Source organism: Litorihabitans aurantiacus (genome assembly GCF_030161595.1).
Classification (GTDB): domain Bacteria; phylum Actinomycetota; class Actinomycetes; order Actinomycetales; family Beutenbergiaceae; genus Litorihabitans; species Litorihabitans aurantiacus.
The window spans coordinates 1,325,333-1,341,253 of the sequence record NZ_BSUM01000001.1 but is presented as its reverse complement, the minus strand read 5'-3'; the positions used below and the strand labels follow the sequence as shown (position 1 = coordinate 1,341,253).

Below are 15,921 nucleotides of genomic sequence, written 5' to 3'. Positions count from 1 at the left end.
GAGGCAGCCGTGCCCGACCTGAACACGACCCGTGTGGTGCTCGAGACCGACGAGATCTCGCGCGCCCTCACCCGCATCGCCCACGAGATCCTCGAGCGCAACCGCGGCAGCGCCGACCTGGTGCTCCTGGGGATCCCGCGCCGCGGCGTCCCGCTCGCCGCCCGCCTCGCGGAGCGCATCGCCCGCGCGGAGGGCGACGGCGAGCGCCCGGCCGTCCCGGTCGGCGAGATCGACATCACGCTCTACCGCGACGACATCCGCCGCCGCCCGACGCGCGGTCTCACCCCCACGCGGCTGCCCGAGGGCGGCATCGACGAGAAGAACGTCGTGCTGGTCGACGACGTGCTCTACTCCGGCCGCTCGGTGCGCGCCGCGCTCGACGCGCTGGCCGACCTCGGCCGCCCCCGGACCGTGCAGCTCGCCGCCCTCGTGGACCGCGGGCACCGGCAGCTGCCGATCCGCGCGGACTACGTCGGCAAGAACCTGCCGACGGCCACGAGCGAGCGCGTCGGGGTCCAGCTCGTCGAGGTGGACGGGCAGGACGCGGTGACGATCAGCGACGCCGTCGCGACGGACTCCGCCACCGACGCCAGGAGGGCGACCCGCTGATGCGCCACCTGCTCAGCACCGCCGATCTGTCGCGGGCCGACGCCGTCGCCCTCCTCGACACCGCCGAGGCGATGGCGCAGACCCAGTCGCGCACGATCAAGAAGCTGCCCGCGCTGCGCGGCCTGACGATCGTCAACCTGTTCTTCGAGGACTCCACGCGCACCCGGATCTCGTTCGAGGCCGCGGCCAAGCGGCTCTCGGCCGACGTCATCAACTTCTCGGCCAAGGGTTCGAGCGTGTCCAAGGGCGAGTCGCTCAAGGACACCGCGCAGACGCTGCGCGCGATCGGGGCCGACGCCGTCGTGGTGCGCCACCCCGCCTCCGGCGCCCCGCACCGGCTGGCCCACGCGGGGTGGATCGACACCCCCGTGGTGAACGCGGGCGACGGGATGCACCAGCACCCCACGCAGGCGCTGCTGGACGCGTTCACGCTGCGCCGCCACCTCTCGGGCGGCGAGGGCGACCTCGCGGGCCGGCACGTCGTGGTCGTCGGTGACGTGCTCCACTCGCGCGTCGCCCGCAGCAACGTCGACCTGCTCGCCACGCTCGGCGCGCGCGTCACGCTCGTGGCGCCGCCCACGCTGCTGCCGATCGGCGTCGGCGCCTGGCGGTGCGAGGTCTCGAGCGACCTCGACGCGGCCCTGGTGGGCGACGTCCAGGGCGAGGTCGACGCCGTCATGATGCTGCGCGTGCAGCGCGAGCGCATGACGAGCGGGTTCTTCCCCTCCGAGCGCGAGTACGCGCGCCGCTACGGCCTCGACGCCGCGCGCGTGGACCGCCTCCCGCCGCACGCCCTCGTGCTGCACCCCGGACCCATGAACCGCGGTCTGGAGATCTCCGCCGAGGCCGCCGACTCGCCCCGCTCCACGGTCGTGGAGCAGGTCGCGAACGGCGTCTCCGTCCGCATGGCCGTCCTGTACACGCTGCTCGCGGGTGACCTCGCGGGCGAAGGAGTTGCCTGATGTCCGGTCACCTCATCCGTTCCGCCTCACCGCTCGGCGGCGAGCGCACCGACCTCCTCGTGCGCGACGGCGTGATCGTCGCGCTGGGCGCCGACGCCGCCGCGCAGGCGGGCTCGGGCGACGTGCGCGTCGACGCCGACGGCCTCGTCGCCCTCCCGGGTCTGGTCGACCTCCACACCCACCTGCGCGAGCCCGGCCGCGAGGACACGGAGACGGTCGAGTCCGGCACGCGGGCCGCCGCGGCCGGCGGGTTCACCGCCGTGCACGCCATGGCCAACACCGCGCCGGTGGCCGACACCGCCGGGGTCGTGGAGCAGGTCTGGCGCCTGGGCCGCGACGCGGGATGGGCCGACGTCCGCCCCGTCGGGGCCGTGACGGTCGGGCTCGCGGGCGAGCGCCTGGCCGAGCTCGGAGCGATGGCTACCTCGGCCGCCGCCGTGCGGGTCTTCTCCGACGACGGCAAGTGCGTCTGGGACCCGGTCCTCATGCGCCGCGCCCTGGAGTACACCCGGGCGTTCGACGGCGTCGTCGCGCAGCACGCCCAGGAGCCGCGCCTGACGGTGGACGCCCAGATGCACGAGGGCGTCGTGTCGGCCGAGATCGGGTTGACCGGCTGGCCCGCCGTGGCGGAGGAGGCGATCATCGCGCGCGACGTGCTGCTCGCCGAGCACGTCGGCGGCCGGCTGCACGTGCAGCACCTCTCGACCGCCGGGAGCGTCGAGATCATCCGGTGGGCCAAGGCCCGCGGGATCGCCGTCACGGCCGAGGCGACGCCGCACCACCTGCTCCTGACCGACGAGACGGCGCGCACCTACGACCCCGTCTACAAGGTGAACCCGCCGCTGCGGACCGCCGAGGACGTCGAGGCCGTCCGCGCCGGACTCGCGGACGGGACGATCGACGTCGTGGCCACCGACCACGCCCCGCACGCCGTGCAGGACAAGGACTGCGAGTGGGCCGCCGCGGCGTTCGGCATGACCGGTCTGGAGACCTGCCTGTCCGTCGTGCAGCAGGTCATGGTCGAGGACGGTGCGTTCACCTGGGCCGATGTCGCGCGCGTGCTCTCGCACACCCCCGCGCGGATCGGTCGCGTCACCGACCACGGGCGACCGATCGCCGTCGGCGAGCCCGCGAACCTCGTGCTGATCGATCCGGCCGCCCGCCGCACGGTCGACCCTCGCGTGCAGGAGACCGCGAGCCGCAACTCGCCGTTCGCGGGCCGCGAGCTCCCCGGGCAGGTGCGGTGGACCTTCCTGCGCGGGCGCGCCACGATCGCCGACGGCGTCGCCGTCCCGCACGCCGATGCCACCGGGGCCCGCGCGTGAGCCGGCCGGTCGCCGTCGCGCTCCTGGCGCTCATCGGCCTCGCCCTCCTGGGCCTCATGTGGCTCGGCTGGCGCGCCCGCGCCCGCCGCACCGCGGGCGTGGCCGCGCCCGCCGTCGAACCCGCCGCCGCCCCGACGCTCGTGGTCGAGGGCGTCTACGTCTCCTCCACGACGGCGGGGGAGTGGCTCGACCGCATCGCGGCCGACGGTCTCGGCGTCCGCTCGGCGGTCCGCGTCGAGGTCGCGCCCGACGGCGTGTGGCTGCGGCGCCGCGGCGCGCCCGACGTCGCCATCCCCACCGCCGACCTGCGCGGCGCCCGGCGCGAGAACGGCATCGCCGGCAAGGTGCCCGGCCGCCAGGGCCTCGTCGTCATCCGCTGGCAGCGCGGCGACCGCGCTCTCGACACCGGCATCCGCACCCGCTACGCGGCCGACCGCGATCCGCTGATCGCCGCCGTCGACGCGATCACCCCCGCCCCCACGGGCCCCGACGTGAAGGAAACCGCATGACCGGATCTGACCTCGCCCTCCTCGTGCTCGAGGACGGCACGCACGCCGAGGGCCGCGCCTGGGGAGCGCGCGGGCAGACGCTCGGCGAGATCGTGTTCTCCACCGGGATGACCGGGTACCAGGAGACGATCACCGACCCGAGCTACCACCGCCAGATCGTCGTGATGACGGCGCCGCACGTGGGCAACACCGGCGTCAACACCGACGACCCCGAGAGCCGCCAGATCTGGGTGGCCGGATACGTGGTGCGCGACCCCGCGCGCACGCCGTCGAGCTGGCGCTCGACCGCGACGCTGGACGACGAGCTCGAGCGGCAGGGCGTCGTCGGCATCAGCGAGGTCGACACGCGCCGGCTCACCCGGCACCTGCGCTCGGCCGGTTCGATGCGCGCCGGGATCTTCTCCGGTGACGCGCTCCCGGCGCGGCCCGGGCAGGCCGGGATCGAGGAGCTCGCCGAGCGCGTGCGCAGTGCGCCGCGGATGGCCGGGTCCGACCTCGCCCGTGAGGTGACGACGCCCGAGACCTACGTGGTCGAGCCCATCGGCGACTTCTCGGAGCCCGTGGGCACCGTCGTCGCCGTCGACCTCGGGATCAAGACGATGACGCCGGTGCGGCTGGCCGAGCGCGGGCTGCGCGTGGTCGTCGTGCCGACGGGCGGGACCTACGCGGACATCGCGGCGCACCGGCCCGACGGCGTCTTCTTCTCCAACGGTCCCGGCGACCCCGAGGCCGCCGAGGCCGAGGTCGCGCTGCTGCGCGAGGTGCTGGACGCGCGCGTGCCCTACTTCGGCATCTGCTTCGGCAACCAGATCCTCGGCCGCGCGCTGGGCCTGGGGACCTACAAGCTGACGTTCGGGCACCGCGGGATCAATCAGCCCGTGCAGGACGTGCGGACCGGCAAGGTGGAGATCACCTCCCAGAACCACGGCTTCGCGGTCGACGCCCCGCTGGGTGAGGAGTTCACCACGCCCCACGACGGCGGCCGGTACGGCCGCGCGATCGTCTCCCACGTCGGTCTCAACGACCAGGTCGTCGAGGGGCTCGAGTGCCTCGACGTGCCGGCCTTCTCGGTGCAGTACCACCCCGAGGCCGCCGCGGGCCCGCACGACGCCGCCTATCTCTTCGACCGCTTCCTCGACCTCATCACCCGCTCCCGCACCGCCGGCACGAACGCCAAGGAGAACGCCTGATGCCCCGCCGTACGGACCTGCGCTCGGTCCTCGTCATCGGGTCCGGCCCGATCGTCATCGGCCAGGCCGCCGAGTTCGACTACTCGGGCACCCAGGCGTGCCGCGTGCTGCGCGAGGAGGGCCTGCGCGTCATCCTCGTGAACTCCAACCCGGCCACGATCATGACCGACCCGGAGTTCGCCGACGCCACCTACGTCGAGCCCATCACCCCCGAGGTGGTGGCGAGCATCATCGCGAAGGAGAAGCCCGACGCGCTGCTGCCGACGCTCGGCGGCCAGACGGCGCTCAACACGGCCATCGCGCTGGACGAGGCCGGGGTGCTGGCGGAGCACGGCGTCGAGCTCATCGGGGCGAACATCGCCTCGATCCACCTGGCGGAGGACCGCCAGCAGTTCAAGGGCGTGGTGGAGCGGTGCGGCGCCGAGTCGGCGCGCAGCTCGATCTGCCACACCATGGACGAGGTGCTCGCGGCGGCCGACGACCTGGGCTACCCGATGGTCGTGCGCCCCTCGTTCACGATGGGCGGGCTCGGCTCGGGCATCGCCTACGACGAGGCCGAGCTGCGCCAGATCGCCGGCGCCGGCCTGCACTACTCGCCGACCACCGAGGTGCTCCTGGAGGAGTCGATCCTCGGCTGGAAGGAGTACGAGCTCGAGCTGATGCGCGACCGCGCCGACAACGTCGTGGTCGTGTGCTCGATCGAGAACCTCGACCCGGTCGGCGTGCACACGGGTGACTCCATCACCGTCGCGCCCGCCATGACCCTGACCGACCGCGAGTACCAGAAGCTGCGCGACGTCGGCATCGCCATCATCCGCGAGGTCGGCGTGGACACCGGCGGCTGCAACGTGCAGTTCGCGGTCCACCCCGAGACCGGTCGTGTCGTCGTCATCGAGATGAACCCGCGCGTCTCGCGCTCCTCCGCGCTCGCCTCGAAGGCGACCGGGTTCCCGATCGCGAAGATCGCCGCGCGCCTCGCGGTCGGCTACACGCTGGACGAGATCCCCAACGACATCACCGGCTCGACCCCGGCCAGCTTCGAGCCCACGCTCGACTACGTCGTGGTCAAGGTCCCGCGGTTCGCGTTCGAGAAGTTCCCCGCGGCCGACGCCCGCCTGACGACCACCATGAAGTCGGTCGGCGAGGCGATGGCCATGGGCCGCAACTTCACCGAGGCGCTGAACAAGGCGCTGCGCTCGATCGACACGCCCGGCGCCGGGCTGCACTGGCGCGGTCCGGTGCCGGACGAGGCGGCCACGGCGGCGCTCCTGGACGCCGCGCGCGTCGCGACGTCCGACCGCCTCGTGCAGGTGCAGCAGGCGATCCGCGGCGGGGCGAGCGTCGAGCAGCTCTTCGAGGCGACCGCGATCGACCCGTGGTTCCTGGACCAGCTCCTGCTGCTGCAGGAGGTCGCCGACGAGCTGGCCGCCGCGCCCGCCCTGGGCGCCGACGTGCTGCGGCGCGCCAAGCGCCACGGCTTCTCCGACGCCCAGATCGCCGAGATCCGCGGCCTGGCCGAGGAGACCGTGCGCGAGGTGCGGCACGCCTACGGCCTGCGCCCCGTGTACAAGACCGTGGACACCTGCGCCGCGGAGTTCGAGGCGCGCACGCCCTACCACTACTCCTCCTACGACACCGAGACCGAGGTGCAGCCGCGGACGCGTCCGGCCGTGCTGATCCTCGGCTCCGGCCCCAACCGCATCGGTCAGGGCATCGAGTTCGACTACTCGTGCGTGCACGCGGCCCTCGCGCTCAAGGGCACGTACGAGACCGTGATGATCAACTGCAACCCCGAGACGGTCTCGACGGACTACGACACGGCCGACCGGCTGTACTTCGAGCCGCTGACGTTCGAGGACGTGCTGGAGATCTACGAGGCCGAGCTCGCCGTCGGACCCGTCGCGGGCGTGATCGTGCAGCTCGGCGGTCAGACGCCGCTCGCGCTGGCCGACCGCCTCGCGAAGGCGGGGCTGCCGATCTGGGGCACGCCGCCCGAGGCGATCGACGCCGCCGAGGACCGCGGCGTCTTCGGCGGCGTGCTGGTCGCCGCCGGGCTCCCCGCGCCGGCGTTCGGCACCGCGACGTCGCTGCCGCAGGCGCTCGAGGTCGCCGACGGCGTGGGTTACCCCGTGCTCGTGCGCCCGAGCTACGTGCTCGGTGGCCGCGGCATGGAGATCGTCTACGACGCCGAGCAGCTGACCGACTACGTGCGCCGCTCCACGCCCGTGGAGGGTGAGGGCGCGCAGGTGTTCGCCGCCCCCGTGCTCATCGACCGCTTCCTCGACGAGGCGATCGAGATCGACGTCGACGCGCTCTACGACGGCACCGAGCTCTACCTCGGCGGGATCATGGAGCACATCGAGGAGGCCGGGATCCACTCGGGCGACTCCGCGTGCGTGCTCCCCTCGGTGACGCTCTCGCGCCGTGAGATCGACCGCATCCGCACCTCCACCGAGGCGATCGCGCACGGCGTGGGCGTGCGCGGACTGCTCAACGTGCAGTACGCGCTGTCCTCCGACGTGCTCTACGTCCTCGAGGCCAACCCCCGCGCGTCGCGCACCGTGCCGTTCGTGGCGAAGGCGACCGGGGTGCCGCTCGCGCAGGCCGCCGCGCGCGTGATGTCGGGCGAGAGCATCGCGCAGCTGCGCGCGGACGGTTCGCTGCCGGAACTCGACGGCGCCCGCGTGCCCGCCGACTCGCCGGTCGCGGTCAAGGAGGCCGTGCTGCCGTTCAAGCGGTTCCGGACGGCGGGCGGCGACGTCGTCGACACCGTGCTCGGCCCGGAGATGCGCTCGACGGGCGAGGTCATGGGCTTCGACGTCGACGTGCCGCTCGCGTTCGCGAAGTCGCAGGCCGCGGCCTACGGCGGGCTGCCGACGTCGGGCCGGGTGTTCGTCTCGGTCGCCGACCGCGACAAGCGCTCGATCGTGTTCCCGGTGGCGCGCCTGGTGGAGCTCGGCTTCGAGATCCTCGCGACCGCCGGCACGGCCGACGTGCTGCGCCGCTACGGCATCGAGACCACCCTGGTGCGCAAGGCCTCCGACGGCCCCGGGCCCGACGGCGAGCGCACCGTGCTCGACAAGATCCTCGCCGGCGAGATCGACATGGTCGTGAACACCCCCAACGGCCAGGGTGCCCGCGCGGACGGCTACGACATCCGTACGGCGACGACCGCCGTCGACAAGCCGATCGTCACCACGATCCAGCAGTTCGCGGTCGCGGTGCTCGGCATCGAGGCGATCCGCCGCGGACCGTTCGGCGTGCGCTCGCTGCAGGAGTTCAACACCGAGCGCGCCGAGAGCCTCGCGGCGAGCGCGTCGGTCCCGGCGTGAGCAGCGGCACCGCGGACGCCGCCCCGGCGAGTCGGACACCGTCGCGCCCGTTCGGCGATCGCCTGGCGGAGGCGATCGACGCACGCGGCCGCCTCGCCGTCGGCATCGACCCCCACGCGGCGCTGCTGGCGGCGTGGGGGCTGCGCGACGACGTCGCGGGACTGCGCGAGTTCGCGCTCCGCAGCGTGGAGGCCCTGGCACCCCACGCGGGTGTCATCAAGCCGCAGGCGGCGTTCTTCGAGCGCCACGGGTCCGCCGGTCTCGCGGTGCTGGAGGAGGTCGTGTCGGCCGTGCGCGCCGCCGGGGGCCTGAGCATCGTCGACGCCAAGCGCGGCGACATCGGCTCCACGATGCAGGGCTACGCGGACGCCTACCTGCGCGAGGGCTCGCCGCTGGCCGGCGACGCCGTGACGCTCTCGACCTACCTCGGCACCTCCTCGCTCGCCCCGGCGTTCGCGACCGCCGCCGCGAACGGTCGCGGCGTGTTCGTCCTGTGCCTCACCTCCAACCCCGAGGGCGCACAGGTGCAGCACGCGCGCGAGGCCGACGGCACGAGCGTCGCCGCCCGCGTCGCGCGCACGGCCGCGCAGCACAACGCCGCCGAGGTCGCGGCCGGCGCCGCGATGGGGAGCGTGGGCCTCGTCGTCGGGGCGACCGTGGGTGGCGCCGCGAGCGAGCTCGGCGTCGACCTCGAGGCGGTGGCCGGTCCGCTGCTCGTCCCCGGCTTCGGCGCGCAGGGCGGGACCGCGGCGGACGTGCGCGCCGTCGTCGGTGGCGCCTTCCCGTTCTGCCTGCCCTCGACCTCGCGCGGCGTGCTCGGCGCGGGCCCCGACGGCGGCGCGCTCGCCGCCGCGGCGCAGCGCGCCCGTCGCGAGATCGAGGAGGGCGGGTCGTGAGCGGCCCCGGCGGCGACGCGGCGGGTGCCGCGGGTCCGCTCGACCACCTGGACCCCGCCGAGCTCGATCCCCGCGGCCTCTCCCTGGGGATCGAGGGCACGTGGAACGCTCGGGACGCCGCCACGCTCACCGGTCTTCGACCCGGCGTCCTGCTGCGCACCGCGGCGCTGGTGGGTCTGACGGAGACCGGGCGCGACCGGCTCGTGGAGCTCGGCGTGACCGACGTCGTCGACCTGCGCAGCGACCTCGAGGCCGAGAACCAGGGCGGCGACGCCGTCCCGCCCGGCGTCACGGTGCACCGCCTCCCGATCACTCCCGGGGGTGCCCTGGCGGGCCAGATCGCCGGCCGGGGGAGCGACCCCGCAGCCATGGCGCGCTTCGTGGAGCTCGTCCAGCGGCCGGGGTTCGCCCACGACCTCATGGCGGAGGTCTACCGCGAGATCGTCACGGCGCCCGACGCCGTCGCCCAGCTCGGGCGGGCCCTGACGGTCCTCGCGCGGGCCGAGGGCGGCGTCGTCGTGCACTGCTCGGCGGGGAAGGACCGCACCGGTGTGCTCGTGGCCCTCGCCGCGCTGCTGGCGGGAGCGGACACCGCGGCGGTCGAGGCCGACTTCGCCTACTCGACCCACGCGGCCGCCGCCCAGCGCGCCGTCGTCCCCGCCGTTCCGGGGATCGACCCGGAGCTCCTCGCACCGATCTTCGGCGTCGACGTCGACTCGCTGCGCGGCGCGCTCGCGGACGTCATCGAGCGTCACGGCGATCTCGTGGCGTTCGCCCGGGACGCGGGCCTGGAGGCCGACGACCTCGAGCGGCTGCGGTCGCGGCTCGCGCCGTGATCGGGCCGCACCGGCGGCTCGCGCTGCCTCGGTGCGTCGCCGGTGTGGTGAGGCCCACGGCCGGGGCACCTGCGTTGCCCGCCGCGACCCGGTCCGACTAGGTTGCAGTAGCACCCCGTCCAGCAGTCAGGAGAACTCCCGGTGGCACTTCCCGAACTGACGCCGCAGCAGCGCGCCGACGCGCTCGCGAAGGCCGCGCAGGCCCGAGCCACCCGAGCCGAGGTCAAGAACCGGCTGAAGTACTCCGGGGCCTCGCTCTCCAGCGTGCTGGAGGCCGCCGAGAACGAGGACGCGATCGGCAAGCTCAAGGTGAGCGCGCTCCTGGAGGCGCTCCCTGGCGTCGGGCCGGTGCGCGCCCGGCAGATCATGGCGGAGATCGGCATCGCCGAGACCCGCCGCGTGCGCGGTCTCGGCCCGCACCAGCGTGACGCCCTCGTCTCCCGGTTCGGCTGAGGTGGCAGCCGAGGTGTCACAGCCGACCACCGCCGCCGGCACCGGCATCCCGCGCCTGACCGTCCTGGCGGGGCCGACCGCCGTCGGCAAGGGCACCGTCTCCGCCGACATCCGGGCCCGCTACCCCCACATCTGGCTCTCCGTCTCCGCGACCACGCGCGCCCCGCGCCCGGGCGAGGTCGACGGCGTGCACTACCTCTTCGTGGACGAGGCCGAGTTCGACGCGATGATCGAGCGTGGCGACCTGCTGGAGTGGGCGGTCGTCCACGGCCGGCACCGCTACGGCACGCCGCGCGGACCGGTCGAGGAGCAGCTCGCAGCCGGCGTCCCCGCTCTCCTGGAGATCGACCTGCAGGGTGCGCGGCAGGTGCGCGAAACCATGCCGGGCTCGCGGTTCGTGTTCCTCGCGCCGCCGACCTGGGAGGACCTGGTGCAGCGCCTCGTCGGTCGCGGCACCGAGTCGGAGGAGGAGCGCGAGCGGCGCCTCGCGACGGCGCGCGTCGAGCTCGCCGCCGAGCGCGAGTTCGACCACGTGGTCGTCAACGACACGGTGGCCCGCGCCACCGACGAGCTCGCGTCGCTGATGCAGCCCTGACCTGCCGCCCGATCCGCAGCCCCGCTGCTAGGGTGGGAGGCTGTCACCCCCGCTGGAAGGATCCACCCATGTCCGGAACCATCGCCGAGCCCGAGGGCATCACCGACCCGCCCATCGACGAGCTGCTCGAGGTCGCCGACTCCAAGTACGCCCTGGTGCTGTACTCCTCCAAGCGCGCCCGTCAGATCAACGCCTACTACGCGCAGCTCCACGAGGGCCTGCTCGAGTACGTCGGCCCGCTGGTGGAGACCCGCCCGCAGGAGAAGCCCCTGTCCATCGCGATGCGCGAGATCAACAAGGGTCTGCTCTCCTACTCCTCCGACGAGGAGTAGGACCCTGCGCGTCCTGCTCGGTGTCAGCGGGGGCATCGCCGTCTACAAGGCGGTGCACCTGCTGCGGCTGCTGGCCGAGGCCGGGCACGACGTGCACGTGGTCCCCACGGACTCCGCGCTGGAGTTCGTGGGCCGTCCCACGTGGGAGGGCCTCGCGGGTCACCGCGTGAGCACCGACGTGTGGACGAACGCCGCCGAGGTGGAGCACGTCCACCTCGGCCGGAGCGTCGAGCTCGCCGTGATCGCGCCGGCGACCGCCGATCTGCTCTCCCGCCTCGCCCACGGGCGGGCGGACGACCTCCTCACCGCCACGATGCTGACGGTCACCTGCCCCGTGCTGGTGGCCCCGGCGATGCACACCGAGATGTGGCTGCACCCCGCTACGCAGGCCAACGTCGCCCTGCTGCGCGAGAGGGGCGTGCACGTGCTCGACCCCGACTCGGGCCGGCTGGCCGGTGCCGACTCCGGGCCGGGTCGCCTGCCCGAACCCGGCGCCATCGCCACCGCCGCGCTGGCGCTCGTCGGGCACGGGGTCGACGACGGTGCCGGGACGGCCGCGGATCTCGCCGGTGTGCGCGCCGTCGTCAGCGCCGGCGGAACCCGCGAGCCCCTCGACCCGGTCCGCTTCCTGGGCAACCGGTCCTCCGGTCGGCAGGGCCTGGCGGTCGCGGACGCCCTGGCGGCGCGCGGCGCGGACGTCACGCTGGTGGCGGCCCACGTCGAGATCCCGCTCGACGGCGTCGCGCACCAGGTCGTGCGGGTCGGCACCGCGCTCGAGCTCGCCCGCGTCATGACCGAGCGGTCCGCGGACGCCGACGTCGTGGTGATGGCCGCCGCCGTCGCCGACTACCGGCCCGCCAGCGCCGGGACGGCCAAGCTGAAGAAGACCGGGGACGACCTCACGCTCACGCTCGTGGAGAACCCCGACGTGCTCGCCGGGCTGGTCGCCACGCGCCGACCCGGTCAGACGATCGTCGGGTTCGCGGCCGAGACGGGTGATGCGCACCAGGACGCCGCCGCCCACGGCCGGGACAAGGCAATCCGGAAGGGTGCCGACCTCCTCGCCGTCAACGTCGTGGGGGAGCACGAGGGCTTCGGTGACGTCCCCAACGCCGTCGTGGTGCTCGATGCGAGCGGCGCCGAGGTGGGCCGGGCGCAGGGTTCGAAGGCCGACGTCGCGCACGGCCTGGTCGACCTCATCGTGGGACGTCTGCACAGCTGAAAGTCGCTGTCGGAGGGCTCGACTACCCTCGGGAGACGTGACCACCCTGCGCAGCTTCACCTCCGAGTCCGTCACCGAGGGCCACCCCGACAAGGTGAGCGACCTCGTCTCCGACTCCATCCTCGACGCACTGCTGACGGCCGACCCGCGAGCCCGCGTCGCCGTCGAGACCCTCGTGACCACCGGGCTGGTGCACGTGGCGGGCGAGATCAAGACCACCGGCTACGTCGAGATGCCCGCGCTGGTGCGCCAGGTCATCTCCGGTATCGGCTACACCTCCTCGGAGGTCGGGTTCGACGGCTCCTCGTGCGGCGTCTCGCTCTCGATCGGGCAGCAGTCGCCCGAGATCGAGCAGGGCCTCACCGACTCGCTCGAGGTGCGCGACGGCGTCGCGATCGACCCCTACGACGCGCAGGGCGCGGGCGACCAGGGCCTGATGTTCGGCTACGCGAGCGACGAGACGCCGACGCTCATGCCGCTCCCGGTGCACCTCGCCCACCGCCTGTCGGAGCGACTGACGCACGTGCGCAAGGAGGGTGTCGTCGCCGGGCTGCGGCCGGACGGCAAGACGCAGGTGACGGTGGACTACGACGGCGACCGTCCGGTCGCGGTCTCCACGGTCGTCATCTCGGCGCAGCACTCCCCGGACCTCGGTGAGGACGAGCTCGCCGCGGCGCTGCGGAAGCACGTGCTGGAGCCGGTCCTGGCGGAGCACGCGCCCGCGGGGCTCGGGGTCGAGGGGCTGCGGCTGCTCGTGAACCCGACCGGCGCGTTCACGCTCGGCGGGCCGATGGGGGACGCGGGCCTGACGGGCCGTAAGATCATCGTCGACACCTACGGCGGCATGGCGCGGCACGGCGGCGGCGCCTTCTCGGGCAAGGACCCCTCGAAGGTGGACCGCTCGGCCGCCTACGCGATGCGCTGGGTCGCCAAGAACGTCGTGGCGGCCGGGCTGGCGCGGCGCTGCGAGGTCCAGGTCGCCTACGCGATCGGACGCGCGCACCCCGTGGGCGTGTACGTGGAGACGTTCGGCACCGAGGCCGAGGGCGTGACGAGCGAGGCGATCGGCGACGCGATCTCCGCCGTGTTCGACCTGCGGCCGGCGGCGATCATCGACGCGCTCGACCTCCTGCGCCCGATCTACGCCCTCACCTCGAACTACGGCCACTTCGGGCGCGAGCTGCCCGAGTTCACCTGGGAGCGCACGGACCGCGCGGACGCGCTGCGCGCCGCCGTCGCCGGGCGCTCCTGACACCCCGACGCCCGCGCCGGTCCGGGAGCCCGAGGTGACGGACGACGACGGCGGGGCCCTCTTCGCCGCGCCGGCGGCCCCGGAGCCGAACGGGTCGGAGGCGGGCACGGCATCGACGCGACGATCGGGATCGCGAGCCGTCGTTCCGACCCGGCGGGAGCTCGCCGTCCCGGCCACGGCCGTCGCCGAGGTGGTGGTCGACGTCCCGCTGCCGCACCTCGACCGCCCGTTCGACTACCTCGTACCCGACGAGCTCCCGGGTGCCGCGGGACCCGAGGACGTCGCCGTCGGCACGCGCGTGAAGGTCCGGTTCGCGGGGCGTGAGCGGGACGGATGGGTCGTCGGTGTCCGTCCCGTCACCGACGAGGACGCCGGGCGGCGGCTGGCCCCCTGCGGCGTCTCGTCTCGCCCGTGGTCACCCTCACGCCGGCGGTGCTCGGCCTCGCTCGCGCTGTCGCCGGGCGGTACGCCGGCACGCTGACCGACGTGCTGCGGTTCGCTGTCCCGCCGCGCCACGCGCGCGCCGAGGCCGGGGTGCTGACGGCGCTGGCCAAGAACGAGCCGAGCGGTGTCGCGACGAGCGGTGAGGCCGGGGGCGCGGACGTGGCGCCGGCCGACGGCCGCACCGCCGGGCCGGTTGACGGCCGCACCGCTGCGCCGGTTGACGGTCCGGGCGCGACCGTCGCGGAGGGCGGTGTCGGCGCCGCGGCGCCGTCGGACGGGCCGTGGTCCGACGTGCCCGGGGGTCGGCCCTCCTGCGACGCCTGCGCGCCGGCGAGGCGCCGCGCGCCGTCTGGAACGTCGTCGGCGGCCCGGCGACGTGGCGCGCCGGGCTGCTCGCGGCGGTCCGCGCGACGCGGTCCGCGGGGCGGGGCGTGCTCGTCGTCGTCCCCGACCTGCGCGACGTCGACGCGATCGCCGCGCACCTGGCGCAGGAGCTGGGGGAGGAAGTCGTGCGTCTCGTCGCGTCCGACGGCCCCTCGGTGCGGGCCCGCGCGCACCTGCGCGCGCTGACGGGGCTGGCGCGCGTCGTCGTCGGCACGCGGTCGGCCGCCTGGGCGCCCGTGGTCGACCTCGGTCTGGTGGTGTGCTGGGACGACGGTGACGACTCGCTGCTGGAACAGCGCTCGCCCTACCCGCACGCGGCCCAGGTGCTGGCGATGCGCGCGGAACCCGAGCGTGCCGCCGTGCTGCTGGCGTCGCCGTCGCGCTCCGTGTGGGCGCAGCACCTGGTCGAGACCGGCTGGGCAGTCTCGCTGCGGGCCGAGAGGACCCGCGTGCGCACGCTCGCCCCGCGGGTCGCGGCGCCCGACGCCGAGGACCTGGCCCGCTCCGGACCCGGCGGTCACGCGCGCATCCCGACCCCGGTGTGGGAGGCGGTGCGGCAGGGGTTGACGACGGGTCCCGTCCTCGTGCAGACGCCGCGGGCGGGCTACGTGCCCCACCTCGCCTGCAGCCGGTGCCGGACGCCCGCGCGCTGCGCCGCGTGCGGCGGGACGCTCGCGATGGCCGCCTCGGGACCGCCGACGTGCGGGACGTGCGGCACGTCCGCCGACCCGTGGCGCTGCCCGGAGTGCGGCGGCGGGGGCTGCGCGCGATGCGGGTCGGGTCGGTCCGCACCGCCGAGGAGCTGGGGCGGGCGTTCCCGCAGACCCCGGTGACGGCGAGCGAGTCGGGCCACGGCGTCGTCGACCGCGTCGACGACGCGCCGCGGATCGTCGTGGCGACCCCGGGCGCCGAACCGGAGGCCGAGGGCGGCTACGCGTGCGTCGTCCTGCTCGACGGCGCGCTCGCCACCTCGCTGCCCGGGATGGCCGGGAGCGAGGAGGCGCTGCGGCGCTGGCTCGCCGCGGCGTGGCTGGCGCGCGGGGCGGCGGACGGCGGCCGCGTCGTCGCCGTCGGGGGCGGGACGCCGGTGGTGACCGCCGCCCTCGTGCGGTGGGACCCCGTGACCTTCGCCCAGCGCGAGCTGGCCGAGCGCGCCGAGCTGCGGTTCCCGCCGTCGGCCCGCGTGGTGACGGTCACCGGTGCGCTGGCGGCCGTGACCGACCTGCGGGACGAGGTCGTCGCCGCGACGGAGCCGGGCCACGGGTCGGGTCGCGGGTCGGGTGATGGCCCGGACGGCGCCGGCGCCACGGGTGGCGGCACGAGCGCCTGGGAGGTGCTCGGCCCGTTCCCGGTGGCGGCGGGCGAGGTGACGGGCGACGACGACGTCGTCGACCCCTCCCGCCTCGTGCTGCGGGCACCGCTGGCCCGGGGCGCCGCGCTGGCTCGTGGGGTCAAGGGTGCCCTCGGCGTGCGCAGCGCGCACAAGCGGTCCGGTGCGCTGCGCGTGGTGGTCGACCCGCGCGACCTCTGAGGACGTTCCGCTCGCGCCAGGCCCGCCCCCGCGGCGGACGACGCCCCGA

The 15,921-nt window shown here is 74.8% G+C and carries 16 protein-coding genes; all 16 read left to right on the top strand.

Annotated features, from left to right (window positions below; translation table 11 throughout):
- The first annotated feature begins 9 nt into the window (after positions 1 to 9).
- Entirely contained in the window at positions 10 to 609 is a 600-nt protein-coding gene (gene pyrR, locus QQK22_RS06310; RefSeq protein ID WP_284250173.1) for a bifunctional pyr operon transcriptional regulator/uracil phosphoribosyltransferase PyrR, read from the top strand.
- Entirely contained in the window at positions 609 to 1,571 is a 963-nt protein-coding gene (locus tag QQK22_RS06305; RefSeq protein WP_284250172.1) for an aspartate carbamoyltransferase catalytic subunit, read from the top strand. The genes pyrR and QQK22_RS06305 overlap by 1 nt, the downstream gene beginning before the upstream one ends.
- On the top strand, positions 1,571 to 2,896 hold the full coding sequence (locus QQK22_RS06300) for a dihydroorotase (protein WP_284250171.1): 1,326 nt from the start codon (positions 1,571 to 1,573) through the stop codon (positions 2,894 to 2,896). Before QQK22_RS06305 ends, QQK22_RS06300 begins: the two co-directional genes overlap by 1 nt.
- Positions 2,893 to 3,405 (top strand): PH-like domain-containing protein, encoded by a 513-nt coding sequence (locus tag QQK22_RS06295; protein ID WP_284250170.1) that lies wholly within the window; start codon positions 2,893 to 2,895, stop codon positions 3,403 to 3,405. Before QQK22_RS06300 ends, QQK22_RS06295 begins: the two co-directional genes overlap by 4 nt.
- Positions 3,402 to 4,595, top strand: coding sequence for a glutamine-hydrolyzing carbamoyl-phosphate synthase small subunit (gene carA / locus QQK22_RS06290; protein ID WP_284250169.1), 1,194 nt, complete (start codon positions 3,402 to 3,404; stop codon positions 4,593 to 4,595). The genes QQK22_RS06295 and carA overlap by 4 nt, the downstream gene beginning before the upstream one ends.
- Positions 4,595 to 7,927, top strand: coding sequence for a carbamoyl-phosphate synthase large subunit (carB, locus tag QQK22_RS06285; protein ID WP_284250168.1), 3,333 nt, complete (start codon positions 4,595 to 4,597; stop codon positions 7,925 to 7,927). Before carA ends, carB begins: the two co-directional genes overlap by 1 nt.
- Positions 7,924 to 8,823 carry an orotidine-5'-phosphate decarboxylase gene (gene pyrF / locus QQK22_RS06280; protein ID WP_284250167.1) on the top strand — a complete coding sequence of 300 codons (900 nt, stop codon included), beginning with the start codon at positions 7,924 to 7,926 and terminating at the stop codon, positions 8,821 to 8,823. The genes carB and pyrF overlap by 4 nt, the downstream gene beginning before the upstream one ends.
- Positions 8,820 to 9,659, top strand: coding sequence for a tyrosine-protein phosphatase (locus QQK22_RS06275; RefSeq protein WP_284250166.1), 840 nt, complete (start codon positions 8,820 to 8,822; stop codon positions 9,657 to 9,659). Before pyrF ends, QQK22_RS06275 begins: the two co-directional genes overlap by 4 nt.
- A 141-nt stretch (positions 9,660 to 9,800) precedes the next feature.
- Positions 9,801 to 10,112: an integration host factor, actinobacterial type gene (gene mihF / locus QQK22_RS06270; protein ID WP_284250165.1), complete on the top strand. Its 312-nt coding sequence runs from the start codon at positions 9,801 to 9,803 to the stop codon at positions 10,110 to 10,112.
- A 13-nt stretch (positions 10,113 to 10,125) separates the two neighbouring features.
- Positions 10,126 to 10,707: a guanylate kinase gene (gmk, locus tag QQK22_RS06265; protein WP_284250164.1), complete on the top strand. Its 582-nt coding sequence runs from the start codon at positions 10,126 to 10,128 to the stop codon at positions 10,705 to 10,707.
- A 68-nt stretch (positions 10,708 to 10,775) separates the two neighbouring features.
- Positions 10,776 to 11,039 carry a DNA-directed RNA polymerase subunit omega gene (gene rpoZ / locus QQK22_RS06260; protein ID WP_284250163.1) on the top strand — a complete coding sequence of 88 codons (264 nt, stop codon included), beginning with the start codon at positions 10,776 to 10,778 and terminating at the stop codon, positions 11,037 to 11,039.
- Between the two features lie 4 nt (positions 11,040 to 11,043).
- On the top strand, positions 11,044 to 12,261 hold the full coding sequence (coaBC, locus tag QQK22_RS06255; RefSeq protein WP_284252584.1) for a bifunctional phosphopantothenoylcysteine decarboxylase/phosphopantothenate--cysteine ligase CoaBC: 1,218 nt from the start codon (positions 11,044 to 11,046) through the stop codon (positions 12,259 to 12,261).
- Between the two features lie 37 nt (positions 12,262 to 12,298).
- A complete protein-coding gene (gene metK / locus QQK22_RS06250; protein WP_284250162.1) occupies positions 12,299 to 13,513 on the top strand; it encodes a methionine adenosyltransferase in 1,215 nt (404 codons plus the stop codon).
- A gap of 34 nt (positions 13,514 to 13,547) precedes the next feature.
- Positions 13,548 to 13,994 (top strand): primosomal protein N' family DNA-binding protein, encoded by a 447-nt coding sequence (locus tag QQK22_RS06245; RefSeq protein ID WP_284250161.1) that lies wholly within the window; start codon positions 13,548 to 13,550, stop codon positions 13,992 to 13,994.
- A 244-nt stretch (positions 13,995 to 14,238) separates the two neighbouring features.
- Positions 14,239 to 15,174: a hypothetical protein gene (locus QQK22_RS06240; protein WP_284250160.1), complete on the top strand. Its 936-nt coding sequence runs from the start codon at positions 14,239 to 14,241 to the stop codon at positions 15,172 to 15,174.
- Positions 15,111 to 15,872: a hypothetical protein gene (locus tag QQK22_RS06235; protein WP_284250159.1), complete on the top strand. Its 762-nt coding sequence runs from the start codon at positions 15,111 to 15,113 to the stop codon at positions 15,870 to 15,872. Before QQK22_RS06240 ends, QQK22_RS06235 begins: the two co-directional genes overlap by 64 nt.
- Positions 15,873 to 15,921 lie beyond the last annotated feature (49 nt).

Bases quoted from the DNA above. Each gene is read 5' to 3' on its own strand.
- carB (WP_284250168.1), top strand. From the start codon at position 4,595: ATGCCCCGCCGTACGGACCTGCGCTCGGTCCTCGTCATCGGGTCCGGC.
- rpoZ (WP_284250163.1), top strand. From the start codon at position 10,776: ATGTCCGGAACCATCGCCGAGCCCGAGGGCATCACCGACCCGCCCATC.
- QQK22_RS06235 (WP_284250159.1), top strand. From the start codon at position 15,111: ATGCGGGTCGGGTCGGTCCGCACCGCCGAGGAGCTGGGGCGGGCGTTC.
- QQK22_RS06300 (WP_284250171.1), top strand. From the start codon at position 1,571: ATGTCCGGTCACCTCATCCGTTCCGCCTCACCGCTCGGCGGCGAGCGC.
- carA (WP_284250169.1), top strand. From the start codon at position 3,402: ATGACCGGATCTGACCTCGCCCTCCTCGTGCTCGAGGACGGCACGCAC.
- QQK22_RS06305 (WP_284250172.1), top strand. From the start codon at position 609: ATGCGCCACCTGCTCAGCACCGCCGATCTGTCGCGGGCCGACGCCGTC.